Source organism: Rudaea sp. (genome assembly GCF_036560865.1).
Lineage (GTDB): Bacteria > Pseudomonadota > Gammaproteobacteria > Xanthomonadales > Rhodanobacteraceae > Rudaea.
The window spans coordinates 1-24,404 of record NZ_DATBQK010000140.1; the positions used below are offsets into that span (position 1 = coordinate 1).

General features: G+C 63.6%; 24 protein-coding genes. 2 read left to right on the plus strand and 22 right to left on the minus strand.

Going from position 1 to position 24,404, the window contains the following annotated elements; translation table 11 throughout:
- The 22 genes from cmk to VIE67_RS13535 form a co-directional block, all read right to left on the minus strand.
- Window positions 1–635: (d)CMP kinase (gene cmk / locus VIE67_RS13430; protein ID WP_332026954.1), on the minus strand; the 635-nt coding region annotated here is incomplete at its 3' end.
- Window positions 636–769: 134 nt separating this feature from the next.
- Window positions 770–2,722 carry a M61 family metallopeptidase gene (locus VIE67_RS13435; protein WP_332026955.1) on the minus strand — a complete coding sequence of 651 codons (1,953 nt, stop codon included), beginning with the start codon at window positions 2,720–2,722 and terminating at the stop codon, window positions 770–772.
- Between the two features lie 108 nt (window positions 2,723–2,830).
- Window positions 2,831–4,135, minus strand: a complete 1,305-nt coding sequence (gene aroA, locus VIE67_RS13440) for a 3-phosphoshikimate 1-carboxyvinyltransferase (RefSeq protein WP_414707370.1) — start codon at window positions 4,133–4,135, stop codon at window positions 2,831–2,833.
- A 162-nt stretch (window positions 4,136–4,297) separates the two neighbouring features.
- Complete coding sequence (gene pheA, locus VIE67_RS13445) at window positions 4,298–5,422, minus strand: prephenate dehydratase (protein WP_332026957.1); 1,125 nt, start codon at window positions 5,420–5,422, stop codon at window positions 4,298–4,300.
- Between the two features lie 43 nt (window positions 5,423–5,465).
- The gene (locus VIE67_RS13450) at window positions 5,466–6,632 is read right to left on the minus strand and encodes a 3-phosphoglycerate dehydrogenase family protein (RefSeq protein ID WP_332026958.1); all 1,167 of its coding nucleotides are present in this window, start codon (window positions 6,630–6,632) and stop codon (window positions 5,466–5,468) included.
- Window positions 6,632–7,714, minus strand: coding sequence for a 3-phosphoserine/phosphohydroxythreonine transaminase (serC, locus tag VIE67_RS13455; RefSeq protein WP_332026959.1), 1,083 nt, complete (start codon window positions 7,712–7,714; stop codon window positions 6,632–6,634). The genes VIE67_RS13450 and serC overlap by 1 nt, the downstream gene beginning before the upstream one ends.
- Before the next feature lie 81 nt (window positions 7,715–7,795).
- The gene (locus VIE67_RS13460; RefSeq protein WP_332026960.1) at window positions 7,796–8,596 is read right to left on the minus strand and encodes an amidohydrolase; all 801 of its coding nucleotides are present in this window, start codon (window positions 8,594–8,596) and stop codon (window positions 7,796–7,798) included.
- A 139-nt stretch (window positions 8,597–8,735) separates the two neighbouring features.
- Complete coding sequence (locus VIE67_RS13465; protein ID WP_332026961.1) at window positions 8,736–9,881, minus strand: pyridoxal phosphate-dependent aminotransferase; 1,146 nt, start codon at window positions 9,879–9,881, stop codon at window positions 8,736–8,738.
- Between the two features lie 294 nt (window positions 9,882–10,175).
- Window positions 10,176–11,117: an isopenicillin N synthase family dioxygenase gene (locus VIE67_RS13470; RefSeq protein ID WP_332026962.1), complete on the minus strand. Its 942-nt coding sequence runs from the start codon at window positions 11,115–11,117 to the stop codon at window positions 10,176–10,178.
- An 11-nt stretch (window positions 11,118–11,128) separates the two neighbouring features.
- Window positions 11,129–12,472, minus strand: coding sequence for a phosphoglucosamine mutase (glmM, locus tag VIE67_RS13475; RefSeq protein ID WP_332026963.1), 1,344 nt, complete (start codon window positions 12,470–12,472; stop codon window positions 11,129–11,131).
- A gap of 25 nt (window positions 12,473–12,497) precedes the next feature.
- Window positions 12,498–12,860, minus strand: coding sequence for a PilZ domain-containing protein (locus VIE67_RS13480; protein WP_332026964.1), 363 nt, complete (start codon window positions 12,858–12,860; stop codon window positions 12,498–12,500).
- Between the two features lie 5 nt (window positions 12,861–12,865).
- Window positions 12,866–13,855 (minus strand): DNA polymerase III subunit delta', encoded by a 990-nt coding sequence (holB, locus tag VIE67_RS13485; RefSeq protein WP_332026965.1) that lies wholly within the window; start codon window positions 13,853–13,855, stop codon window positions 12,866–12,868.
- The gene (tmk, locus tag VIE67_RS13490) at window positions 13,852–14,508 is read right to left on the minus strand and encodes a dTMP kinase (RefSeq protein ID WP_332026966.1); all 657 of its coding nucleotides are present in this window, start codon (window positions 14,506–14,508) and stop codon (window positions 13,852–13,854) included. Before tmk ends, holB begins: the two co-directional genes overlap by 4 nt.
- Before the next feature lie 22 nt (window positions 14,509–14,530).
- On the minus strand, window positions 14,531–15,628 hold the full coding sequence (gene mltG, locus VIE67_RS13495) for an endolytic transglycosylase MltG (RefSeq protein WP_332026967.1): 1,098 nt from the start codon (window positions 15,626–15,628) through the stop codon (window positions 14,531–14,533).
- Window positions 15,629–15,686: 58 nt separating this feature from the next.
- Window positions 15,687–17,069 (minus strand): aminodeoxychorismate synthase component I, encoded by a 1,383-nt coding sequence (locus VIE67_RS13500; RefSeq protein WP_332026968.1) that lies wholly within the window; start codon window positions 17,067–17,069, stop codon window positions 15,687–15,689.
- A 19-nt stretch (window positions 17,070–17,088) separates the two neighbouring features.
- Window positions 17,089–18,327 carry a beta-ketoacyl-ACP synthase II gene (fabF, locus tag VIE67_RS13505; RefSeq protein ID WP_332026969.1) on the minus strand — a complete coding sequence of 413 codons (1,239 nt, stop codon included), beginning with the start codon at window positions 18,325–18,327 and terminating at the stop codon, window positions 17,089–17,091.
- A 179-nt stretch (window positions 18,328–18,506) separates the two neighbouring features.
- The gene (gene acpP / locus VIE67_RS13510) at window positions 18,507–18,746 is read right to left on the minus strand and encodes an acyl carrier protein (protein WP_137912864.1); all 240 of its coding nucleotides are present in this window, start codon (window positions 18,744–18,746) and stop codon (window positions 18,507–18,509) included.
- Window positions 18,747–18,894: 148 nt separating this feature from the next.
- Complete coding sequence (gene fabG / locus VIE67_RS13515; RefSeq protein ID WP_332026970.1) at window positions 18,895–19,638, minus strand: 3-oxoacyl-ACP reductase FabG; 744 nt, start codon at window positions 19,636–19,638, stop codon at window positions 18,895–18,897.
- A gap of 50 nt (window positions 19,639–19,688) precedes the next feature.
- Window positions 19,689–20,618, minus strand: coding sequence for an ACP S-malonyltransferase (fabD, locus tag VIE67_RS13520; RefSeq protein WP_332026971.1), 930 nt, complete (start codon window positions 20,616–20,618; stop codon window positions 19,689–19,691).
- A gap of 160 nt (window positions 20,619–20,778) precedes the next feature.
- Window positions 20,779–21,747: a beta-ketoacyl-ACP synthase III gene (locus VIE67_RS13525; RefSeq protein WP_332027007.1), complete on the minus strand. Its 969-nt coding sequence runs from the start codon at window positions 21,745–21,747 to the stop codon at window positions 20,779–20,781.
- 125 nt (window positions 21,748–21,872) lie between these two features.
- Window positions 21,873–22,067, minus strand: coding sequence for a 50S ribosomal protein L32 (gene rpmF, locus VIE67_RS13530; protein ID WP_332026972.1), 195 nt, complete (start codon window positions 22,065–22,067; stop codon window positions 21,873–21,875).
- Window positions 22,068–22,084: 17 nt separating this feature from the next.
- A complete protein-coding gene (locus VIE67_RS13535; protein ID WP_332026973.1) occupies window positions 22,085–22,597 on the minus strand; it encodes a YceD family protein in 513 nt (170 codons plus the stop codon).
- Between the two features lie 108 nt (window positions 22,598–22,705).
- On the opposite strand from VIE67_RS13535, the gene VIE67_RS13540 reads away from it, so the two are divergent.
- Both VIE67_RS13540 and VIE67_RS13545 read left to right on the plus strand, forming a co-directional pair.
- Entirely contained in the window at window positions 22,706–23,305 is a 600-nt protein-coding gene (locus VIE67_RS13540) for a Maf family protein (protein ID WP_332026974.1), read from the plus strand.
- Window positions 23,306–23,399: 94 nt separating this feature from the next.
- Complete coding sequence (locus tag VIE67_RS13545) at window positions 23,400–24,368, plus strand: AAA family ATPase (RefSeq protein ID WP_332026975.1); 969 nt, start codon at window positions 23,400–23,402, stop codon at window positions 24,366–24,368.
- Window positions 24,369–24,404: the final 36 nt, after the last annotated feature.

The window sequence follows — 24,404 nt, forward strand, 5'->3', positions numbered from 1 at the left end:
GTCGAATCGATCGATACGGCATCCGTCGCCGGCTTGAGCGGCGCCACCGCACGTCCGGCGTCGCGCACGTCGCGCGCCTCGATCTCGCGCAAAAGGGCGGCAAGTGTAACGCCCAAGCCCTTTTCTTTCAACTGCTTATAACGCCTGCGCGCGCGTTCCTCGGCGCTGGCGGTCAGGAAAACCTTGAGACCGGCGTCCGGGAATATGACCGTACCCATGTCGCGGCCGTCGGCGACCAGGCCGGGCGGCTTGCGGAAACTGCGCTGTTTGTCGAACAGGGCCGTGCGCACCGAGGGAATCGCCGCAATCGCAGATGCCGCCGCCCCGCAGGTTTCGGTGCGCAATTCGCCCGTGGCATCGAGGCCATTGACGATCACGCGCGTCTCGCCGCCGTCTTTGAGGTCACGAAATGTGATCTTGGTCGTCTCTGCGCAGCGGGTTACCGCCTCGGCATCGGACAGATCCAGCCCCGCCATGCCCGCGGCGAAGCCGACCGCCCGGTACAAGGCCCCGGAATCGAGCAGATGCCAGCCCAGCGCCTCGGCCACGCGCGCGCTGATCGTGCCCTTGCCCGAACCGGACGGGCCGTCAATGGTGAGCACGGGGATGACTTTCTCGGGGCTCGAAGCGGGCATGAAGGCATGGGCTGGCCTGGACGCGCGATTCTACCGGGCAATGCCAAGCCATAGCAAAACGCTCGATTTTAGTTCGATCTCGTTTGCAACATTGTCTAAAAGTATATATTTCGACATTAATTCGAGCCTCATCCCTATTTGCGCGCCGCGATGATCTGGCTCAGGTAATCCGGCGTGCCCTCGACGCGTACCAGATGCGGGTACTGCAGGCCGTCGTGGTAGTCCACGGGTATGGTCCGATATTCGCTCTGATACTTCAGCAGCAGCTGGATCGGCGCCTTGCCGTCCTTTGCCGCCGTAATCGCTTCCTTCAGAATGTCGCTCGTGTAGGCGTGGCCGTTCACCGCGACCAGGGTCGCGCCGGTGCTGACGCCCGCCTTGAACGCCGGCCCGTTCCAGCGCACGTCGTTGATCTGCCCCTTGTCGGTCAGCGTGAGGCCGATCGACCAGGCGAAGTTGTACAGGTGACGAGCCGGTTCCGGCCGGCTGTCGTACTGTTTTTCGAACCCGCTCTGCTGATCGGTGTAGACGAGCTTCCAGCCGACGCCGGCAATGCCGTCGAGTAGCGGCGGATGCGTCGCCTCGACGCGCGCGCGCAGGAAGGACGCCCAGTCGTCCTTTGCCACGCCGTTCAATGCCGCGACCACGTCGTCGAAGGTGTAGGTTTTGGTCACGAAGCTGCCGTTGTCGACGCCGAAAAACGCACGCGCGAAATCGTCCAGCGATTTGCCGTCATGGGTCAGCGCGCGGATGCGCGCGTCCGCCGCCAGCCACATCATCTGCCCGCCACTGTAATAATCCTCGCTGAGCTGCCAGCTGCGATACGGCAGGCCCGTGCGATGCGCGGCAGTCGGATCGTTGGTCGTGTCCTCGAGTGTGCGCCAGCCAAAACCGGGGCGGTTGCGCTCGTAGTTGGCCGCGACCATGGCCAGGGAGTCGCGAAACTCCTGCGCGGTCCACATACCCGAACGCGCGGTCAGCACAAAGCCCCAGTATTGCGTCTGTCCTTCGTACACCCAGAGCAGCGAGTCACCCATCGGCACGTTGAAGTTGGGCGTCCACAGGTCGGCCGGACGGCGGAATTTGCCGTTCCACGAATGGGTGTACTCGTGCGGCAGCAGGTCGCGACCGGGTGCGGCGTCCTTCCATGCGCTGAAGTAGTCGGCGCCCAGACCATTCTCGCTGGACTGATGGTGCTCCGTGCCATTGCCGCCCAATTGATCCGACAGCGAGAACAGGAAGTCGTAATGATCGTAGTGGTGCGAGCCGAACAGTTTGACCGCCTGTGTCACCAGCGCGCGGTGCGCTTGCAACTGTTCAGGCGTCATCTCCAGGTACTTCGGCGCGTCGGCGACGATGTCCAGATGTACCGGCGTCTCGCCGTCCGGGTTGAGATCGACGCGCTTGAAATACTGGCCCGCGTAGATCGGCGAGTCGACCAGCGTGTTGAGCGTCACCGGCTTGAACGTGATCGTGGCGCCCGCCTGCGAGGACGTCTCCAGCGCGGTGCCCAGCTGCCATCCCTGCGGCAAGGTCAAGCTGGCCGCAAAGGTGATGCCGCGCGAGAAATAGCCGGCCGGATACAGCACCACCTTGCTCCACTCCATGTTCGTCATGCGGTCGGTGATCTCGAAGCCTTCGCTGTCGGTGCGGCCCGACAGGTACTGGAAGGTCGCGTCGATCGTCGAGACGCCCGCGGGCACGTCGAGATGGAACGCGTACACATTGTATTTGTCGCGTTTCCACGCGAGCGACTGGCCGTTGGCGCTGAGCGTGAGCCCGCCGAGCATGGCGATCGGACCGCTGGGCGAATGGTCGCCCGGAATCCACTGCGGGTAGAGCAGCGTCAGCGCACCGGCGGTGACTGGAATCGTCTCCTGCACCCGGAAGATGCCCTGCGCCGTGTCGCTGGCATCGACATGGATCGCGATCGTGCCTTGATAAGGCGTGTCCTGCGGCGGCGGCACTTGGGCGCTTCGCGCCTCTTGCGCGGATACGGCACCCATCGCGAATGCGATCGACAGGGCCAGGACAACACGCGCAAGCGTACGGCGTGTGGGCAACGCGGCGAGAGAGACAGTGGACATCAAAGACTCCAGTAACCAGACCAATAGCAAATCACGAATAGCGCGAGACTCATACTTCCAAATCATGCGAAGACAAAATCGCATACCGATCTCGTAGCAAGGGCGGCCTCAGCCCAACACAAACCCGCAACCGTTGGCCAGCTCGACGAAGCCGGGAAACGAGGTCGCGACATTCGCGCAGTCGAGAATTTTCACCGGAGATCTCGCAACCAGGCCCGCAACCACAAAACTCATCGCGCAACGGTGGTCACCGGCGCTGTCGGCTGCCCCGCCATGCAAGGCCCCGCCATGGATGATGGCGCCGTCCGGAGTCTCCTCGATCGCGATACCGAGCGCGCGCAAGCCCTTGGCCATCACCGCGATGCGGTCGGATTCCTTGACGCGCAATTCGGCGGCACCGGTGACACGCGTCGTACCGGTTGCGGCAGCTGCGGCGACAAACAGGCTAGGGAATTCATCGATCATGTCCGGCACCAGCGCAATCGGCACGTCGACCCCGTGTAAAGGCGCGTGGCGGACGACGAGATCGGCGACCGGTTCACCGCCGAGTTCGCGCGCGTTCGTCTCGCCGATATCCGCACCCATCAGGCGCAACGCCCGCAGCAGACCGGTGCGGCGCGGATTCATGCCGACATCGCGCAGCGTCAATTCGGAACCCGGCACGATGCTCGCGGCGACCAGAAAAAAGGCAGCCGAGGAAAAATCCGCCGGCACGACCACGTCCGTCGCATGCAGTCGATGGCCGCCGCTGAGCCTTGCACGCCCGGCGGAAAACTCGATCGGATAGCCGAATGCACGCAGCATGCGTTCGCTGTAATCGCGCGTCGGGTGCGGCTCGGTGACCCGCGTTTCGCCCTGCGCGTAAAGCCCGGCAAGCAACAGCGCGGACTTCACTTGCGCGCTCGCGATCGGCAAGGTGTAATCGATGCCGTGAAGTGTACTTTTCCCGGAAATGCGCAGCGGCGGCAAGCCGCCGGATTGCGATTCGATCCTGGCACCCATTTGCGCAAGAGGTTCGATCACGCGGCGCATCGGCCGCTTCGACAGCGATTCGTCGCCGGTCAGGGTCGTATCGAAGCCCTGCCCGGCCAGCAGACCGGTCAACAGCCGCATGCCGGTGCCGGCATTGCCGCAATCGATCGCTGCCGCGGGTCGCTCGAGGCCATCGATGCCAACACCATGCACGATGCGCTCGCTGGCTGTCGGCGTCTCGATTCTCACGCCCATTTGCGCGAACGCACGCGCGGTCGCCCGCGTGTCTTCGCCTTCGAGAAATCCCGATATGCGCGACACACCGTCGGCGAGCGAGGCGAACATGATCGCGCGATGGGAAATCGATTTGTCGCCGGGGACGCGCACCTCACCGCGCAGCGGCGAAGTCGGCGAGCTTATCCAATCTTGTGATTCTGTCATGCTCGTCATTCCGGCAGGGATTGCCGGAATCCAGGGGCCACGGACGGCAAGCTCAGAAAAAGAAGTGGCGTTTTCCCCGCGCTCATCGATTAATTCCAAACTTTTCGCAATATTGGCATCCGTGCAGTCTGGGTTCCGGCAATCCCTGCCGGAATGACGGCTTTATAGAACCGCGACCGGATACGAGCCCAAAATCTTGATCTGCGCGGCGTGCGCCTTGAGTTCGGCGAGCGCTTTCTTCATCGGCTCGTCCTCGATATGGCCGGCGAGGTCGATGAAGAACGCGTATTCCCATTTCGCGTGGTGCGAAGGCCGCGACTCGATGCGGCTCATCGACACGCCGTGGCGCGCAAACGGACTGAGCACGTTGAACAGCGCACCCGGTTGATCCTTGATCGACACCAGCACCGAGGTGCGGTCGTGGCCGCTGCTCGGGAAAATCTGCCGGCCGAGCACAAGAAAACGCGTGGTGTTGTCGTCGCGATCCTCGATCGGACTGACGACCACTTTCTTCAGGCCGTAGACATGCCCGGCGGCCTCGCCCGCAATCGCCGCCGCATCGTCGGCATTGCGTGCACGACGTGCAGCCTCGGCGTTACTCGATACCGCAATCTTCTCCGCCTTGGGCAGATTCGAGCGCAGCCAGGACTTGGTCTGCGCAAACGACTGCGGGTGCGAATAGACGCGTTCGATATCCTCGATATGTCCGGAACGCGACAGCAGATACTGGCGCACGCGCAGTTCGACTTCGCCACAAATCTTCAGGTTCGAGGTCAGGAACATGTCGAGAGTGACCTGGATCGTGCCCTGCCCGGAATTTTCGACCGGCACGACACCGAAATCCGCATGTCCGGCTTCGACCTCCTGGAATACTTCCTCGATGCTGGCCAGCGGCAGACCATGCGCGGAATGGCCAAAATGCTTGCCCATCGCCTGCTCGCTGAACGTGCCCTCGGGGCCGAGATAGCCGACCTTGAGCGGTTCCTGCTGGGCAAGGCAGGCCGACATGATCTCGCGAAACACGCGCACCAGCACTTCGTCAGCGAGCGGGCCGTGATTGCGGTCGATGACCATGCGCAGCACCTGCGACTCGCGCTCGGGCCGGTAATAGTCGACGGCTGCCTTGAGCGGTCCCTTGGCCTTGCCGACCTGATGCGCCCAGCCGGCGCGCTCGGCGATCAGCTCCTGGATCTGCCGGTCGATGCCGTCGATGCGTTGACGCGCTTCGGCAAGCGCGGGCGCTGTTTTCGCGGGCGCGGCGGGTTTGGCTTTGATTTTTCTTGGCATATCGGGCTGAATCCGGCTGCGATGCGGCGTTGGTGCGATCAGCTCAACGGCCGATCGCGCGCACGCAAAGTATACCTTCAATCGCGCCGATCGAACGCACCAGTGCCTCAGGCAGCGGCGAATCGATATCGACCAAGGTATACGCCAGCTCGCCGCGCGAGGCGTTGTGCATCTGCGCGATGTTCGTCCCCGCCTCGCCCAGCACGTGGCTGAGCTGGCCGATCATGTTCGGTCGGTTCGAATTGGCGATGCACAGCCGCGTGCTTCCGGCGCGCCCCATGCGCATGTTCGGAAAGTTCACGGAATTGTATACATTTCCATTTTCGAGGAACTCACGCAGCTGATCGACGACCATCACCGCGCAATTTTCCTCGGCTTCGCCGGTCGACGCGCCCAGATGCGGCAGGCCGATCACGCGCGCATTGCCAATCAGGTCGGCGTCCGGGAAATCGGTCACGTAGCGGCCGATACGCCCGTTGGCCAGCCCTGCGCTCAATATCGATGGATCGATCACGCCTTCGCGCGCGAAATTGAGCAGGACCACGCCGGGCCGCGCAAGATCGAGCGCAGCCGGACCGAAAATTCCCCGTGTCGCGTCGTTGAGCGGCACATGAAACGTGATGTAGTCCGATGCCGCATAGAGCTCGTTCAGGGAGCCGGCGCGGCTCACGTCCGACGACAGCGCCCAGGCGCCATCGACGGTCATGTGCGGATCGAAACCCAGCACGCGCATGCCCAGCGCGTGCGCGGCGTTCGCGACCTTGACGCCGATCGCGCCGAGGCCGACCACACCGAGCGCCTTGCCCGCGAGTTCGGAACCGACGAAGCGTTTCTTCTCGGCCTCGACGCGGTCGTGCAGATTTTCGCCCGCGCTCAAACCGCTGACGAAGCTCAGCGCGTCGCCCAGGTTGCGCGCGGCGATCAGCATGCCCGCGATCACGAGTTCCTTGACCGCATTCGCATTCGCGCCGGGCGTGTTGAACACCGGCACGCCGCGTTTGCTCAGATCGGCCACTGGGATATTGTTCGTGCCCGCACCCGCGCGCGCGACGGCCTTCACCGACGCGGCGATCGGCTTGGCGTGCAGATCGGCCGAGCGCAACAGGATTGCATCGGGTTCGGCAAACTCGTTGGCGACCCGGTACAACGCGGTTGGCAGCCGGCTCAACCCGTTGCGCGAGATGCTGTTGAGCGTCTGGATCTTGAACATCAACCGTTGCGCCGAGCGAAATCGCGCATGAAGCCCACCAGCGCCTGCACGGCTTCGAGCGATACCGCGTTGTACAGCGAGGCGCGCATGCCACCCAGCGCGCGATGCCCCTTGAGCGCCATCAGGCCGGCAGCTTCCGCTTCCTTGAGGAACGCCGCATCGAGTTCGGCGCGCGGCAGGGTGAACGGCACGTTCATCCACGAGCGCGCGGATTTGTCGACCGGATTCTTGTAATAACCGGAGCCGTCGATATAGCCGTACAGTAATTCCTGTTTCGCGCGATTGCGTGCACCGATCGCCTGCATGCCGCCTTCGGCCAGCAGCCACTTGAAGATCAGGCTCGCCAGATACCAGCCGAAGGTGTTCGGCGTGTTGAGCATCGAATCATTGGCCGCATGCTCGGCATAATTGAAAATCTTCGGGATGTCCTTGGGACAGCGCGCGAGCAGGTCCTCGCGCACGATCATCACGACCAGTCCCGAGGCGCCGATGTTCTTCTGCGCGCCGGCATAGATCGCGCCGAAGCGGCTCACATCGATCGGCCGCGACAGGATATCCGAGGACATGTCGGCGATCAGCGGCAGCGCGCCGACATCGGGAACATCCTGGAACTCGACGCCATGGATCGTTTCGTTCGGCGTGTAGTGCACGTACGCGGCGCCCGGATCGAGCTGCCACGTCGCGCGCGCGGGAATCGCGCTGTAGTTGCCGTCCTTGCCGCTCGCCGCGATGCGCACCTGCGCCAGCGTTTTCGCCTCGCTCGCCGCCTTCTCGCCCCAATGGCCGGTGACGACGTAGTCGACAGCTTGGTCGCGGCGCGCGAAATTCATCGGGATCTGGGCGAAATGCTGGGTCGCGCCGCCCTGCAAAAAGAGTACTTTGTAGCTTTGTGGAATATTCAGCAATTTGCGCAGATCCTGCTCGGATTCGGCGGCCAGCGCGATGAAATCCTTGCCGCGGTGGCTGATCTCCATTACCGACGCGCGCGCCTTGCCCCAGTCGAGCAATTCGGCCTGCGCCTGGCGCAAGACCGCTTCCGGCACCGCCGCGGGACCGGCGCTGAAATTGTAACCACGACTCATGGGCAGTTTCCTCAAATGGCAGCGCATTATGCCGTGCGCCGACGATACGGCAACTGACGATCCGCTATATCGGCGAACGGATCAGACCTCGATGCGGAAATCGTCCGCATCCATCCACGCCGGAAAGCGTTCGCGATGCGCGGCGAGCGCCGCAGGATCGAGGGTGATCGTGACAACTTGCTCCTGCGTGCCGAGTTCGGCGAGCGACTGGCCGAGAAAATCGAGTGCAGCGCTGTCGCCGGCGTATGGCAGATCGTTGCCATCGACGCCGACGCGGTTGACGCCGACGACGTAGCTTAGGTTTTCGATCGCGCGCGCACGCAGCAGCGTACGCCAGGGCTGGCGCCGCGGTGTAGGCCAGTTGGCGACGAAGATAGCGAGATCGTAGTCGAAACGATCGCTTGCGGATTTGCCGTGACGATTGCGCGTCCACACTGGAAAACGCAGGTCATAGCAGACCATCGGGCAGATCCGCCAGCCATTGAGTTCCACGATCAGGCGCGTGTCGCCGCCGGCGTAGCGCTCGTGCTCCTTGGCCATGCGAAACAGATGACGCTTGTCGTAGATGTCGAACGTGCCGTCGGGCCGCATCCAGACGAGGCGATTGAAGTAGCGCTCGCCGTCACGGATCACCATGCTGCCGGTGATGGTCGCGCCGACTTCCTGCGCCAACGCTTTAAGCCAGGCGACGCTGTCGCCCTGCATGGTTTCCGCCTGGTGCAGGGTTTCATTGGTGAAACCACTGGTAAAGGTTTCCGGCAGCACGATCAGATCGGTCTGCCCTTTGAGCGCGCGCGCGAACGCACCGTAGTAATCGCGGTTCGCCGCCGCGTCGTGCCAACGCGTCGCGCCCTGGACCAGAGATACGCGGATTGGTGTCATGTCGCGCGATCGCCCCCTTCCGGCTGCCGCCACCTTCCCCCGTAAGCGGAGGAAGGATCACAATCTGCCGCGCTTCGCTTTTCCCTTCCCCTGCGAAGCTTGGGAAGGTGCCCGGAGGGGAGAAGGGGGCGCTTTTGCATCAAAGTTTGCACAACCGCTCCGCTGCCGCCCTCAGGGTCGCATCGCTCTTCGCGAAACAGAATCGTACCAGGCGCGTATCCGGTGGCGTCTCATAGAACGCCGTGACCGGAATCGCGGCGACGCCAGCTTCGTGGATCAGCCATTCGCAGAAGTTCAGATCGTCCTTGTCGCTGATCGCCGAGTAGTCGACAACCTGGAAATACGCGCCGCGCACCGGCAGCAGCTTGAATTTCGACGACGCCAGCAGTTTGCGGAAGGTATCGCGCTTGGCCTGATAGAACGCCGGCAGATCCAGATAATGCTGCGGATCGTTTTCCAGCACGTCGGCGAATGCCCATTGCGCCGGATTGAAAGTGCAGAACGTCAGGTACTGATGCACCTTGCGGAATTCCGCGCTCAGCGGCTGCGGCGCGATGCAGTAACCGACTTTCCAGCCAGTGCAATGATAGGTCTTGCCGAACGAGGACACGACGAAGCTGCGCACGGCAAGTTCCGCGTGGCGCAGCACGCTCTCGTGCGCGGCGCCGTCGAATACGATGTGTTCATATACTTCGTCGGAAAGTATGAAGATATTCGTGTCGCGCACCAGCTCGGCCAGCGTGTCGAGATCGCTCGCGGCTAGCACGGCCCCGGTCGGATTGTGCGGCGAGTTGATCAGGATCAGCCGCGTCTTCGCACCGATCGCATCTTTGACGCGCTGCCAGTCGACGGAAAAGTCCGGTAGACGCAGCGGCACATGCACCGCGCGGCCGCCCGCGAGCTCGATCGCGGGTTCATAGCTGTCGTAGCAGGGATCGAGCACGATTGCTTCGTCGCCCGGATGCACGACCGCGGCGATCGCGGCGAACAGCGCCTCGGTCGCGCCGCTGGTCACGGTAATCTCGGTATCCGCATTCACGCGTGCGCCATAGAGTTTTTCCGTCTTCAGCGCGATCTGCTCGCGCAACTTCGGAATGCCGGTCATCGGCGCGTACTGGTTCTTGTGCGAATTCATCGCCGCTGTCAGCGCATCGCGCAGACTTTGCGGACCGTCGAAATCCGGAAAGCCCTGACCGAGATTCACCGCCTGATGCTGCGCGGCGAGCTGCGACATGACGGTGAAGATGGTCGTGCCGACTTTGGGCAGCTTGCTTTCTATTTGCATTGGAATACTTGGCGAAAGAAAAGATTGAACCACGAAGGGTGCAAAGAACCCGAAGGATAACCAAGGAAGAAAAACAGGTTTGCTCCCTTTTGTGCCGCTCTCCTCCTTCGCTTCTTTTGCGCCCTTTGCGGCGGACTCCGCTTTGCTCCACTATTTGATCAAATTGAAATACTTGGAGCAAAGAAAAGATTGAACCACGGAGAACACGGAGAACACGAAGTAAAAAATAATCTCGATCTTCTTTGCCTTCCTTCGTGTTCTTCGTGATATGGGCTCCGCTCGTCCGGCGCGGTGCTATTTGATCAACTTGATCTCGCGCAAGCGTTGCTGCAGATACTCGTGCGACGTGATCGAGGTGTCATAGCGCTTCGGGTTGTCAGCAGTCACGCACGAAGCCAGCGGGTCAATCACGACGTCGGGATTCGGATGCAGGAAGAACGGCACCGAGTAGCGCGGCTTGCGCGCCTTCTCACCCGGCGGATTGACCACGCGATGCGTGGTCGACGGGTAAACATGATTGGTCAGCCGCTGCAGCATGTCGCCGATGTTGACCACGATCGCATCGCCCTGGGTCGTGATCGGCAGCCACTCGCCGCGGCGCGTGAGCAGCTGCAGGCCTTCCGCGCTGGCGCCGACCAGCAGCGTGATGAAATTGATGTCCTCGTGCGCACCCGCGCGCACGTTCGGAATGTTTTCCTCGGTGATCGGCGGGTAATGGATCGGGCGCAGGATGGAATTGCCGAAATTGGTCTTGTCGTCGAAGTAATGTTCCGGCAGATCGATGTGCAGCGCGAGCGCGCGCAACACACGCGTGCCAAGCTGATCGAGCGCGGTATACAAACCATAGCCGTACTCGTGGAATCCAGCGACGTCGGTCGGCCACAGATTCGCCGCCATGTAGTCGGCATACTTCGAGCCCGCCGGCAGTTCGCGGCCGATATGCCAGAACTCCTTGAGATCGGGATACTTTGCGTCTTTCGCCGTCTCGATGCCGAACGGCGTGTAGCCGCGCGCACCGCCCGTGCCCGGCACGTGGTATTTCATCTTCACGTCCTGCGGCAGCGCGAAGAAGCGCACGAACGCATCATAGGAATCGTCGATCAGCGTCTGCGCAATGCCATGCCCGCTGATGCCGCAAAATCCGAACTCTCGGTACGCCGCGCCAAGCTCGGCGACGAAGGCAGCGCGGTCGCTGTCGTAGCGGCGGATATCGAGGGTGGGAACGTGCTGGGACATGGTGGAATCTTTCATTTTGATTGGATTGCTGATCTTACAGTCTGCGCCAATGTATCGGCCAGACGTCTGACTTCGACACCGTCCTCGCCCTCCACGGTCACCCGCACGAGTGGCTCGGTGCCGGAGGGCCGCAGGACGACGCGCCCGCGTCCCTGCAGGGTCTGCTGCAGTTCGCCGAACACGCGCTGGACTTCCGCATTCGCAATCAGGGCCGCGCCACCGGCGGCCGGAATATTCACCGTGACCTGCGGCAGGCGTTGCAATTCGGCGCGCGTGCTCGCGAGCGTCGTGCCCATGCGTCCGAGCGCATCAAGTACGAGCAAGGCGATCAGGATGCCGTCGCCGGTCGTGCTGCGATCCAGGCATAGCACATGCCCGGAGGCCTCGCCGCCGAGAATACCGCCGTGCTCCCTGAGCATCTGCAGCACATTGCGGTCGCCGACCCTGGCGCGCAGGAACGGCACACCGAGTTTTCCGATCGCGCGTTCGACACCGTAGTTGGTCATCGCGGTGCCGACCACCGGCCCGTGCAGACGACCCTGCGCCTGCAGGTCCTTGGCCAGCAGATAGACGATATCGTCGCCGTCGGCGACGCCACCGTTGCGGTCGACCATCTGCACGCGATCGCCGTCGCCGTCGAAGGCGATGCCGAGATCGGCGCCATGCTCGACGGTCGCGCGCTTGAGTAGGGCGAGATCGGTCGCGCCGCAGCCGGCGTTGATGTTGAAGCCGTCAGGCTGGATGCCGATCGCGACCACATCGGCGCCGAGATCGGCGAACAGACGCGGCGCAATCTGGTAGGTCGCGCCGTTCGCGCAATCGAGCACGATGCGGCGCCCGCGCAGATTCAGGCCGGCGACGCTCGTGCGGCAGAAATCCAGATAGCGCGCCGAGGCGTCACTGACGCGCATCGCCTTGCCCAGGCGCTCCGAAGTGAGCGTGCGCATCGGTTCGTGCAGTGCGCGCTCGATCGCATGCTCGACCTCGTCGGAAAGCTTTTCACCCGCGGCGTTGAAGAATTTGATGCCGTTGTCGAAATACGGATTGTGCGAGGCGCTGATGACGATGCCCGCGCTCGCGCCGAGCACTTGCGTGAGCCAGGCGACCGCCGGTGTCGGCATCGGCCCGAGCAACAGCACGTCCACGCCCGCGGAAACCAGACCGGCTTCGAGCGCGGACTCGAACATGTAGCCGGAAACGCGTGTGTCCTTGCCGATCAGAACGCGCGCGCGGCCGCTGTCGCCGAGCACGCGACCCAGCGCATGGCCGACCTTGAGCATGAATTCCGCGGTTATGGGTTCCTCGCCGACGCGACCGCGAATGCCGTCGGTACCGAAGTATACTTTTCCGTTCATCAGCGGGGCGACGCGACGAATGCGATCACATCGTGTGCGTCGGTCGATCCGAGCTGAGGATGCCGGCCAGCGCCGCCTCGATCCGGGTGCGCGCGGTGTCGCTTTCCGAGGAATCGTTGAACTGCACGCCGATGCCGGCCACACGGTTGCCCTGCGCGCCGGGCGGCGTGATCCAGACCACCTTGCCGGCGATCGGCAGGCGATCGCTGTCTTCCATCAGGGTCAGCAGGATAAAGACCTCGTCGTCGAGGGAGTAATGCTTCACCGTCGGCACGAACAGCCCGCCATTGCGCACGAACGGCATGTAGGCGTTGTAGAGCGCCCCGCGGTCCTTGATCGCCAGCGACAGGATGCCTTGCAATGGCGCGTTGTTGGTCGGTGCTGCCACGATCTTCAGATCCTCTCCATTTTGGAACTATTGCCGCCCTGCCCCACGCTCCACGCGCTGAGCACTTCCAGCAACGCCAACTCCGGGCGCAGCGGACCGCGCAACAGATCGCGCGTACGGTTCACCTGATCGAACCACTGCGCTAGCTTGGGCAAATCGGTGGCGGCGGTCAAGGCAAGCGGACTATTCGCCCCCTGAACCGAGGCACGCCCCTGACGCTGCGCCAGCGCCGCGGCGAAACGCAGACGCAGGTCGGCCTGGTCGCGACTCCAGCGCTGGGCTACGTCCCAAGCCTGCACAAGACCCGCGCCGAGGTCGTGCAGATCCTTCGCCACCTCGCCGCGCAGCTGAATCGCGCCCGAACGCGACCACGCCAGCGCAAGGCCGGGATTGCCGTCGCTTGCGACCAGCGCGTCCTGCGCGCCTTTGCCGTCGACTCCATTTTTTTGCAGCCACTGCCCCGCGACTGCAGCAGCTGGCACGCGGAACTCGATGCGTTGGCAGCGGCTGCGGATCGTCGCCGCAAGCCGGCTCGGGTGATCGGCGAGCAACACGATGACCGTGCCCGGCGTCGGTTCTTCGAGCGTCTTCAGCAGCGCATTGCCGGCGCTGTTGTTCATCGCATCGGCCGGATCGATCAAGGCGATCTGACCACCGCCGAATTGCGCGGTCAGACTCAGACGTTCGTTCAGGAAGCGTATCTGATCGACCGTGATTTCGGTACGCAGCTTGCCGTCGTCGCGCAGCTCGAAATTCACGCGCACGATATCCGGATGCGTGCCGGCAGCGAACAGCCGGCATGCGCGACACTCGCCGCAGGCATATCCGTCCGCACGCGGCACCGAACACAGCAGTGCGTTTGCGAACGCGTCGGCGAATTCGCGCTTGCCCAGGCCTTCGGCGCCGCAGAGCAACAGCGCATGCGGCAACGCGTTGCGCTGACGGCGCTCGTGCAGGTTGCGCCAGGCTTCCTCATTCCATGGCGCGAGCGTCACGGCCGCGCTCCTTGCGCGCGCGCAGCGCCATTCGCGTCGAGGAACGCCGCGACCACATCGTGTACTTGGGCGAGTACGTATGCCAGCGGTCGGCTCGAATCGATCACGCGAAAGCGCGCCGGATCGGCCACGGCACGCGCGCGATAAGCGTCGCGGACGTTCTCGAAAAAGTGTGCATTCTCCATTTCTATACGATCGGCCGGGCCGCGTCCGCGCACGCGCGCGAGACCTTCGTCGACCGGCAAGTCGAGCAGCAGGGTCAGATCCGGCCGCACTCCCGCCGCTGCCCAGCGTTCGAGTTCGGCAATGCGCGCGAGCGGCTGGCCGCGGCCACCGCCCTGATAGGCAAAGCTCGCGTCGGTGAAACGATCGCTGAGCACCCAGCGTCCGGCCGCGAGCGCCGGCTCGACCAGTTCGCGCACCAGTTGCGCGCGCGAGGCGAACATCAGCAGCAGCTCGGTTTCGGCGCACAGGCCGGCGCGCGCCGGATCGAGCAGCAGGCTGCGGATCGCCTCGCCGACCGGCGTGCCGCCCGGCTCGCGCGTGACCACGGCGTCGATGCCATGCTGCGCGAGTTGCGTGCGCAGCGCATCGAGCACCGTGCTCTTGCCGGCGCCCTCGCCGCCTTCGAGCGTGATCAATTTTCCTTTCATGCGATGCTCACCGACGTCTGCCCTATTTCCGATGCAACTGGTATTTCGCGACGGCGCGATTATGCGCGTCCAGCGTCGCCGAGAATTCGTGCGCGCCATCGCCGCGTGCGACGAAATACAGCGCGTTGGTTTCTGCCGGATGAATCACTGCTGCGAGCGCAGCCTGGCCCGGCAGCGCGATCGGCGTCGGCGGCAGGCCGGTGCGCGTATAGGTGTTGTACGGCGTGTCGGTGTCGAGGTCGCTGCGGGTGATATTGATCTTTTCAATCTCGTCGGGATTAACGATGCCACCATGATTCACATAGTACTTGCCGTAGATTACGGTCGGATCGGTCTGCAATTTCATCCCCAACTTGAGACGAGAGAGAAACACACGTGCGATCTTTGGTCGCTCGTCGGCGCGCGCAGTTTCCTTCTCGACGATCGAAGCCAGGATCAATGCCTCGTATGGTGATTTCAGCGGCGTATCGGGCGAACGTTCGGCCCAAAGTTTATCGAGCGTCTTCTTCATCGCCTCACGGGCGCGGCGCATGATGTCCAAATCACTCATGCCTTTGACGTAACTGTAGGTCTCGGGCAAGAACAGACCTTCGGGCGGAACGTCAGGCTCTCCAAGGCGACTCATGACTTCCTGATCTTGAATCTGCACCTCAGGCTCGGCCGAAGCGAGTTCCACCTTGAGGGCTTTATCCGTGAATCTCGCTGAGTACAGGGCCAGGCGCATCTGCACAAACGTCCAGCCCTCGACGATCGTGAACTTGTGCTGGATCACCTCGCCCGCTGCCATCTTGCGCAGCAACGCGCGCGGAGTGAGGCCTGCTTCGAGCGCGTACTCGCCCGCATGCAGGTGCCCGGCGACGCCGAGCTGGCGCGCGAGGATACGCCAGTACAGCGAAGGTCCCGGGTTGATTCCCTGCTGCCGCATCAATGCGACCACGCCTGTCAGCGGCGCACCCAGCGGCACATCGATCTGGGTCTTTTCGGCAACGCCCGGGATCGGTACATCGGCGAAGGCGCGATATTCGGTATACAAATATCCTGCAAGCGCCAGGGCGCCGAGCAGGAGCAGGACAACGACGTTGCGCAGCACGCGCCAGATGCTGAAACGTTTCCGACTCACTTGCGATCCTCGACGGAACGAAGGTCCGATTGGTTGAGGATATTGTGCCCGAAACCAGTCACGCCGATGCGCCTAGCGCACGCAGCAGGCCGCGCGCCTTGGCTCGCGTTTCCTCGAGTTCGCGCAACGCAATCGAGTCGGCGACGATGCCGGCACCGGCGCGAAAGCGTACCTCGCTGCCATGCATGTGCATCGTGCGGATCAGGATATTCAAGTCCATGTCGCCATCGCGATTTAGATAGCCCAGCGCACCGGTGTAAGCGCCGCGCGCGCAGCCTTCGAGCTCCGTAATGATCTGCATCGTGCGCACTTTCGGCGCGCCGGTGATCGTGCCACCCGGAAACACCGCGCGGATCACCTGCGCCGGTGTGACGCCCGCGCGCAGGCGGCCGCGCACATTGGAAACGATGTGATGCACGTGCGCGTAGCTCTCAACGCCCATCAGCTCGTCGACGACGACCGAACCGGGCACGCTGATGCGGCCGAGGTCGTTGCGCTGGAGGTCGATCAGCATGATGTGTTCGGCGCGTTCCTTCGGGTGGCCGGCGAGTTCGCGCATGCGCAGCGCGTCGTCGTCGTCCGCGAAACGCGGGCGCGTGCCGGCGATCGGCCGCGTCTGCACGCGCTCGCCATGCACTTCGACCAGACGTTCGGGCGACGAGCTGGCAATTGCCCAGCCGTTCCACTGCAGCAGACCGGCGAACGGCGCAGGATTGGCCGCGCGCAGGCTCGCGTACAGCGCGGCGGGCGGCGGTGGCTCGGCGAACCGCGCACGCCACGCGCGCGACAGATTCACCTGGAACACGTCGCCGGCGCGCAGGTACTCATGGATGCGCGCGACGCCATCGAGAAAAAGTTGCGGATCGTCCTCGTCGATTTGCGCGTGCGCAATCGGCTCTGGCGCGAACGTGGACACGGCGGCGAGATCGGCCTGCATCGTATCGAGCCAATTCGCGCATTCGGTTTCCGCCACCAGCCAGGTCTTGCCTGTGTGCCGATCGACGACGATCGCTGCCGGGCAGCGCAACGCCATCGCGACTGGCAAGGTCAAGCCGCTGTCGGCCATGCGTTGCAAGTGCGCTTCGATCTCCGCGCCCAGTTCGTAGCCGAGAAACAACACCCAACCGCCACGGAACGGCAGGCTTTGCGAATCTACTTTTATATCAGGCACCACGGATTGTGCGCGCCAGTCTGCGTCAAGAGCCTCAAGGAATCGCTCGCCGCGATCCCTGCCTTTCGCATCGCGCACGCGACCATCGCTGCCCAAGGTCAGCGCCTCGCCGGAACACGCGAACAGCACGTCGTAGCGCGCGAGCGCCGCATTTTGTGCGGCACTGGCCTGCGCGGCGCTCTCGAGCAGGCAGGGGTAGCGCTGCGGCCAGGCTGCAGCCAACGCCAACAGGTCGGCGACGCCATGCGCTTCGCGCAGGACGCAACTCATGCGCGCGTTTGGATAGCGATCAAATGCGGCGGAACACCAGCGTGCCGTTCGTGCCACCGAAGCCGAACGAATTGGACAGCACGACGTCGAGCTTGGCATCGCGCGCGGTATGCGGCACGAAGTCCAGATCGCAGCCCTCGCCGGGTTCGTCGAGGTTGATCGTCGGCGGCAGCACGTTGTCGCGCAGTGCGAGGACCGAGAAGATCGCCTCGACGCCGCCGGCAGCGCCGAGCAGATGGCCGGTCATCGACTTGGTCGAACTCACCGGCATGCGCCGCGCGTGGTCGCCGAAGCAGGCCTTGATCCCGTGTACTTCAGCGATGTCGCCGACCCCGGTCGAGGTGGCGTGCGCGTTGACGTAATCGATCGCCTCGGCAGCAACGCCGGCGTCCTTGAGCGCAAGCGCCATCGAACGGCGTGCGCCATCGCCGTCTTCGGGCGGCGAAGTCATATGGTAGGCATCGCCGCTCATGCCGAAACCGGACAGTTCGGCGTAGATGCGCGCGCCGCGGCGTTTGGCGTGTTCGTATTCCTCGAGCACGAGCACGCCGGCGCCGTCGGACAACACAAAACCGTCGCGATTCCTGTCCCAGGGCCGGCTCGCCTTCTCGGGCGCGTCGTTGCGCACCGACATCGCGCGCGCCGAGCAGAACCCGCCCATCGCAGTGCCCGAGGTGGCGAATTCCGTGCCGCCCGCGACCATCGCATCGGCATCGCCGTACTGGATAAGGCGCATGGCGAGGCCAAGGTTATGCGTCGCCGTCGTGCAGGCCGTCACGCAGGCGATATTCGGCCCCTTGAGGCCGAGCAGAATCGACAGATTGCCCGCGGCCATGTTGATGATCGAACTGGGCACGAAGAACGGCGAGATCCGGCGCGGACCGTTTTCGTGATAGGTGATCGCGGTTTTCTCGATCGTGTAGATGCCGCCGATGCCGGCGCCGACCGCGACGCCGATGCGCTCGGCATCATGCTCATGCGTGGACAGACCCGCATCGTTGAGCGCCTGGATCGACGCGGCGACGCCGTAGTGGATGAACGGGTCCATCTTCTTCACGTCTTTCGCCGGGATGAAGGCTGCCGGATCGAAATCGCGTATCTCGCCCGCGATGCGCGTGGGGAACGCGCTCGCGTCGAAATGGGTGACCGGGCCGATTCCGCTCTTGCCCGCGACGATATTTTTCCACGCCGTCGCCACATCGTTGCCGACGGGGCTGATGATGCCGAGACCAGTAACTACGACGCGCCGTTTGCTCATGCTGCTTCACTCATGCTGCTTCGCTGATCTTGCGTTGTTCACTGAGGCCATGACTTTCCCGCCGCCCACGCGTACCGCCGACACCCGCGCAGGGTGGCGAATTCAAACATCTGTTTCGCCATCATAAAAATGCAAACTGCGCCTCGCGGGCGCAGTTCGACGCGCAGCGCAGTAGCGGATCAGGCTTTGACGTGCGCCTTGATGTAGTCGACAGCCTGCTGCACGGTGGTGATCTTTTCGGCTTCCTCATCGGGGATCTCGCACTCGAACTCTTCCTCGAGCGCCATGACCAGTTCCACCGTGTCCAGCGAATCGGCACCCAGATCGTCAACAAACGACGCGTTCGGCGTCACTTCATCTTCCTTGACGCCCAACTGTTCGACGACGATCTTCTTGACGCGTTCTTCGATGGTGCTCATGGCTACGCTTACCTCACGCAAGGGGTTTGGATTGATCAAGCTCAGGAATCGAGAGCGGCGAATTGTAGTGGATGCGGGGAAACAGCACCAGCATGGCCGCTATCGCCGGCAACCGCTTGGATACGCCCGCGTATCGAAGCGCAACGGGTCAAGCCATATACATGCCACCATTGACGTGCAGGGTTTCGCCGGTGATGTAGGCCGCGGCCGGGGAAGCGAGGAAGGCCACCGCCTCGGCGATATCGCCGGGCGCGCCGAGACGGCCGAGCGCGATCTGCGCAAGCAAGGCGTTGCGCTGTTCCTCGGTAAGCGACTTGGTCATGTCCGTGTCGATGAAACCCGGCGCGACCACGTTGACGGTGATGCCGCGCGAACCGATTTCGCGCGCGAGCGATTTCGAGAACGCGATGATGCCGGCCTTCGCCGCCGCATAGTTGGCCTGCCCCGGATTGCCGGTGACGCCGACCACCGAGGCGATGCTGATGATGCGCCCTTTGCGCGCCTTCATCATTCCGCGCAATACGGCCTTGGAAGTGCGATAGACCGAGCTGAGATTCGTGTCGAGGATCGCCTGCCAGTCCTCTTCCTTCATGCGCATCAGCAATTGATCGCGTGTGATGCCGGCGTTGTTGACCAGAATCGAGATCGGGCCGAACTCGCTGGCCACCGCCTCAATAAGTTTTTCAACCGCCGCGGTGTCGGTGACGTTGAGCGTGCGCCCTGCTCCGCCGAGTGCGGCCAAGCGCTCGCCGATCGCGGCTGCGCCGGCTTCAGTGGTCGCCGTGCCGATGACTTTTGCGCCCCGCGCGGCGAGCAGATCGGCAATGGCCGCGCCGATGCCGCGGCTCGCGCCGGTGACGACAGCGACTTCGCCTTGCAATTGTGTGGGCATAGGAGTTCTGAAATCTCAAGAAAAAGACGAGTCTAAAGTAGCTTTACGCTCTATTGCTTCCAGTCGGCAATCGCCTGCTCGAGATCCGCCGGCGCGCCGATCGCGCGGCCGTCGAGTGCGCGTTCGATGCGCTTGAGCAAGCCGGTCAGTACCTTGCCGGGGCCGCATTCGGCAACCCGCTTGACACCGCCGGCCGCGAGCACATGCATGCTGTCGGTCCAGCGCACCGGCTGATAAAGCTGGCGCGCCAGAGCTACGCGGATATCGTCGACGGAATCGTACGACTTCGCTTCGGCGTTCTGCACGATGCGGATTGCCGGCTGCGACCAGTGGATCGTGTTGAAGCGCTCGGCGAGCTTGTCCGCAGCACCGCGCATCAGCGCGCAATGCGAAGGTACGCTGACCGCGAGTTTCACCGCCTTCTTCACGCCGAGTTCGGCCAGTCGCGCGAGCGCGCGATCGACCGCGGCGGTGTCGCCGGCAATGACCAATTGACCCGGCGCGTTGTAATTCGCCGGCGCGACGACCTGCCCTTGCGCGACTTCCGCGCAGACCTGCGCAATCTGCGCATCGTCGCCGCCAAGTATCGCCGCCATTGCGCCGACCCCGGCCGGCACCGCGGCCTGCATCAGGCGTCCGCGTTCGGCGACCAGCGCCGCACCTTCGCCTAGCGACAGCGCCTGCGCGCAGACCAGCGCGGTGTATTCGCCAAGACTATGGCCGGCGAGCACGTCGGGCTGTGGGCCGTCGAGTTCCTGCCACACGCGCCATACCGCGACACCCGCGGCAAGCAGCGCTGGCTGCGTGTTCTCGGTGCGGTTGAGAGCTTCTTCGGGTCCATCCTGCGCGAGCGCCCACAAGTCGACACCGACGCTCGCCGAAGCCTCGGCAAAGGTCGCTTCGACCACGGAAAATTCGCTGGCGAGATCCGCCAGCATGTTCAGCGATTGCGAACCCTGGCCGGGAAAAACAAACGCCATATCTGAGCGGGGCTCGGGGCTCGGGACTCGGGACTCGCCTGAAGCACTGGCCGTTGCAGACTTGATTGGTTCGCTCATATTCGTTCGGAAAAATCTATAGAGGTATAAAATTTACAACAAGCTCTTCGCGAGCCCCGAGCCCCGGATCCCGAGCCCCGCTTCAGTAGCGCAACAACGCCGAGCCCCAGGTAAATCCGCCGCCGAAGGCTTCGAGCAGCAGCAACTGCCCGCGCTGCACCTTGCCCGAACGCACCGCGAAATCGAGCGCGAGCGGCACCGAACCGGCCGAGGTGTTGGCATGCTTGTCGACAGTGACGATGACGCGCTCCATCGGCATGTCCAGGCGTTTAGCGGTGGCCTGGATGATGCGCAGGTTGGCCTGATGCGGAATCAGCCAGTCGATCGCGTGGCGGTCGAGACCGTTCGCTTCAAGGGTTTCTTCGACCACGCGATCGAGCGTCTTGACCGCGACCTTGAATACTTCGCGCCCCTGCATGAGCACGCGCACGCCATGATTCTTCTCGTCCGTGAAACCCTTGGAGACGCCGACCGGATTCCACAGCAATTCCTTGTAGCCGCCGTCGGCGTGGATATGGCTGGAAAGAATGCCGGGTTCGTCGGCCGCTTTGAGCACCACCGCGCCGGCGCCGTCGCCGAACAGTACACAGGTCCCGCGATCGGACCAGTCGAGCATGCGCGACAAGGTTTCCGCGCCGATCACCAGCGCAGTCTTCACTGTGCCTGCGCGGATGAACTGGTTGGCCACGGTCAGTGCATAGATAAAGCCCGAGCACGCGGCGTTGACGTCGAACGCGGCACAGCCGTTGGCGCCAAGCCGATGCTGGACCAGGCAGGCAGTGGAGGGGAAAATCACGTCGGGCGTGGTCGTGCCGACGATGATCAGTTCGATGTCGCGCGCGCTGACGCCGGCCGCTTCCATCGCGGCGATCGCCGCAGCGTAGGCGAGATCGCCCGTGGTCTGCCCTTCAGCGGCGATATGACGCTGGCGGATACCGGTGCGCGACGCGATCCACTCGTCGGAGGTTTCGACGAGCTTTTCCATTTCGGCATTGGTGACGATGCGCTCCGGCAGAAAGCTGCCGGTGCCCGCGATGCGTGCGTAAGTCAGACCCTTATCCCCCTTGCGTCGCTCAAGCGCTGCGCCCGCGCGCGGGCATATGCAAAGTCATTGCTGACACGCGCAGGAGCCGGCGACGCGGATATCGGTGGTCGAATCGAACCGGAAACCCGGTTTCAATCTTCGTCGTGAACCGGAGTCTTGCTTTCGATCACCTTGCGGCCGCGGTAGTAGCCGTCCTTGGTGACGTTGTGGCGCAGATGGACTTCGCCCGAGGTCGGATCGGTGCCGATTTGCTTGGCGCTGAGCGCGTTGTGCGCGCGGCGCATGCCGCGACGGGACGGGGATTTGCGGCTTTTGGCAACAGCCATGATGTTTCTCCAATACTTTACTTGTTGAATTTCGCTTTCTTCAGCGCGGCGAACGGATTCGGTTTCGGCTCGTCTTCGGCCGCGCCCTCATCCTTCCATTCGCGCTGCATTTCCCTGGTTCCCGGCTTGACCGGCACGATCGGCACCGCCAGGATCAATTCGTCTTCGATCACGTCCGCCGGGCGCAATCCCGCCGCGTCCAGCAGCAAGGGTTCGTAGCCCCCGGGCAGCGCCGCCTCGTCGGCTTCATCGACGATGAAGCCCAGACGCGTGTCGATGCTGACCGGAAAGTTGAACGTCTCCAGGCTGCGCTGACAGGTCAACGGCAACGCCGTCGTCGCTCTGACATGCACTCCGGATACGCCGAATTCGTCTTTGCCGAAGTCGAGTTCGTAGTCGACCTCGCCCTCGGTGGTGGCCAGACTGGTCGCCAGCCGCGGCAGCGCCGACAACGGCAATCGGCCCTGAAATATACGCCGCGCACTCACCATGCGCCACGGATCGACAATTTCTGGCAAGGCGGAGGACACGGCGCGCGCGATGGTAGGTGCGGCGGTGCACAAAGTCAATCTTTTGCTTGGACTCGCCTGCCTTGCGCGGGGCGCCACAAAGACCTGTTTTGCGGCGAGAATAGCGCAATGATTTCCTTGGCCGACATCGATCTGGTCCTCGCCTCGACGTCGGCGTATCGACGCGATTTGCTCATGCGCCTTACGCCGAAATTCCGCCAGCAGGCGCCGTTGGTGGACGAAACGCCGCATCTCGGCGAATTGCCGGCGGCCCTCGCCGCGCGCTTGGCCGCCGCCAAGGCGCGAGCGGTCGCAGCAGCCAATCCGGACGCCTTGGTCGTCGGCTCGGACCAGGTGGCCGACTGCGAGGGTTTGATCCTCGGCAAGCCGGGAAATCCGAAAAACGCGCGCCTGCAGTTGCGCGCAAGCGCGGGACGCGAGGTGGTCTTCCATACCGCGATCTGCCTGATCGACACGCGCCGCAGCCCTGCGCGCGAAACGTCCGCCGTGGATACGACGCGGGTAGCGTTCCGCAGGCTCGACGAAGGCGAAATCGAACGCTATCTGGCGCGGGAGAAACCGTACGACTGCGCCGGCAGCTTCAAATCCGAAGGTCTGGGGATCAGCCTGTTCGAGCGCATCCACTCGCAGGACCCGACCGCACTGATCGGGCTGCCGCTGATCGCACTGTGCGCGCTGCTGCGCGAGGCCGGCATCGAGACCGTTTGAAGTCGGCGCGCCGACCACGCGGCGAGCGTGCGCTCACGCAGACTTGCAACGACCGGAAATGCCTATACTCCGTATGTAAAGGAGTCGCCGCCTCATGTCCGTTTCCCTGGTTTCTTCCGCCGCACAGACACCGCTGCTCGACGATGCACTCGCCCATGCGCTTGGCGAAGCGCTGCAACAGGTCAACCGCGTTTTGCTCGGCAAGACCGCGCAGGTGCGCATGGCCTTTGCCTGTTTCCTTGCCGGTGGTCATCTGCTGATCGAGGATCTGCCCGGCGTCGGCAAGACCACGCTCGCACATGCGCTCGCCGCGACCTTCGATCTTTCGTTTCAGCGCATCCAGTTCACCTCCGATCTGCTGCCATCGGACATCATCGGCGTGAGCATCTACGAACGCGAGCGCACCGAGTTCAAATTCCATGCCGGTCCGCTGTTCGCCCAGCTCGTGCTCGCCGACGAGATCAACCGCGCGACGCCGAAGACGCAAAGCGCGCTGCTCGAAGCGATGGCCGAGCAGCAGGTGACGGCCGACGGCGTGACCCATGCGTTGCCGGCGCCGTTCTTCGTCGTCGCCACGCAGAACCCGCTCGATCTGGCCGGCACGTTTCCCTTGCCCGACTCGCAGCTCGACCGCTTCATGCTGCGCATCAGCCTCGACTATCCCGATCGCGATGCCGAGCGTGCCCTGCTCAGCGCGGGCGACCGGCGCGAACTGATCGCGCATCTCAAACCCTGCCTGACAGCGCCGCAGATTGCGCAGCTGCGCAGCGCCGTCGCCAACGTGCTCGCCAGTCCCGCGCTGATCGATTATGCGCAGGCCCTGCTCGCCGAGAGCCGCGTGCGCGCCGAGATCCGCGTCGGCCTGTCGCCGCGCGCGGGATTGGCGCTGCTGTATGCGGCGCGCGCCCATGCCCTGCTCGCGGGGCGTGGCTACTGCATACCCGAGGACGTGCAGGCGGTATTCGTTGCGACCACCGCGCATCGGCTGATTCCTTCGGCGTCGAGCCATGCCTCGCGTGCCGAACTGGCCGCGCAACTGCTGGCGCAGGTTGCGGTGCGCTAGTGGCCTGTAACAGAGGAAGGGGAAGAGGGATCGCGC

Excerpts from the sequence above, each read along its gene's own strand:
- VIE67_RS13435 (WP_332026955.1), bottom strand. The coding sequence starts at position 2,722 with ATGTCCACTGTCTCTCTCGCCGCGTTGCCCACACGCCGTACGCTTGCG.
- aroA (WP_414707370.1), bottom strand. The coding sequence starts at position 4,135 with ATGACAGAATCACAAGATTGGATAAGCTCGCCGACTTCGCCGCTGCGC.
- pheA (WP_332026957.1), bottom strand. The coding sequence starts at position 5,422 with ATGCCAAGAAAAATCAAAGCCAAACCCGCCGCGCCCGCGAAAACAGCG.
- VIE67_RS13450 (WP_332026958.1), bottom strand. The coding sequence starts at position 6,632 with ATGTTCAAGATCCAGACGCTCAACAGCATCTCGCGCAACGGGTTGAGC.
- serC (WP_332026959.1), bottom strand. The coding sequence starts at position 7,714 with ATGAGTCGTGGTTACAATTTCAGCGCCGGTCCCGCGGCGGTGCCGGAA.
- VIE67_RS13460 (WP_332026960.1), bottom strand. The coding sequence starts at position 8,596 with ATGACACCAATCCGCGTATCTCTGGTCCAGGGCGCGACGCGTTGGCAC.
- VIE67_RS13465 (WP_332026961.1), bottom strand. The coding sequence starts at position 9,881 with ATGCAAATAGAAAGCAAGCTGCCCAAAGTCGGCACGACCATCTTCACC.
- VIE67_RS13470 (WP_332026962.1), bottom strand. The coding sequence starts at position 11,117 with ATGTCCCAGCACGTTCCCACCCTCGATATCCGCCGCTACGACAGCGAC.
- glmM (WP_332026963.1), bottom strand. The coding sequence starts at position 12,472 with ATGAACGGAAAAGTATACTTCGGTACCGACGGCATTCGCGGTCGCGTC.
- tmk (WP_332026966.1), bottom strand. The coding sequence starts at position 14,508 with ATGAAAGGAAAATTGATCACGCTCGAAGGCGGCGAGGGCGCCGGCAAG.
- VIE67_RS13500 (WP_332026968.1), bottom strand. The coding sequence starts at position 17,069 with ATGAGTTGCGTCCTGCGCGAAGCGCATGGCGTCGCCGACCTGTTGGCG.
- fabF (WP_332026969.1), bottom strand. The coding sequence starts at position 18,327 with ATGAGCAAACGGCGCGTCGTAGTTACTGGTCTCGGCATCATCAGCCCC.
- acpP (WP_137912864.1), bottom strand. The coding sequence starts at position 18,746 with ATGAGCACCATCGAAGAACGCGTCAAGAAGATCGTCGTCGAACAGTTG.
- fabG (WP_332026970.1), bottom strand. The coding sequence starts at position 19,638 with ATGCCCACACAATTGCAAGGCGAAGTCGCTGTCGTCACCGGCGCGAGC.
- fabD (WP_332026971.1), bottom strand. The coding sequence starts at position 20,618 with ATGGCGTTTGTTTTTCCCGGCCAGGGTTCGCAATCGCTGAACATGCTG.
- rpmF (WP_332026972.1), bottom strand. The coding sequence starts at position 22,067 with ATGGCTGTTGCCAAAAGCCGCAAATCCCCGTCCCGTCGCGGCATGCGC.
- VIE67_RS13540 (WP_332026974.1), top strand. The coding sequence starts at position 22,706 with ATGATTTCCTTGGCCGACATCGATCTGGTCCTCGCCTCGACGTCGGCG.
- VIE67_RS13545 (WP_332026975.1), top strand. The coding sequence starts at position 23,400 with ATGTCCGTTTCCCTGGTTTCTTCCGCCGCACAGACACCGCTGCTCGAC.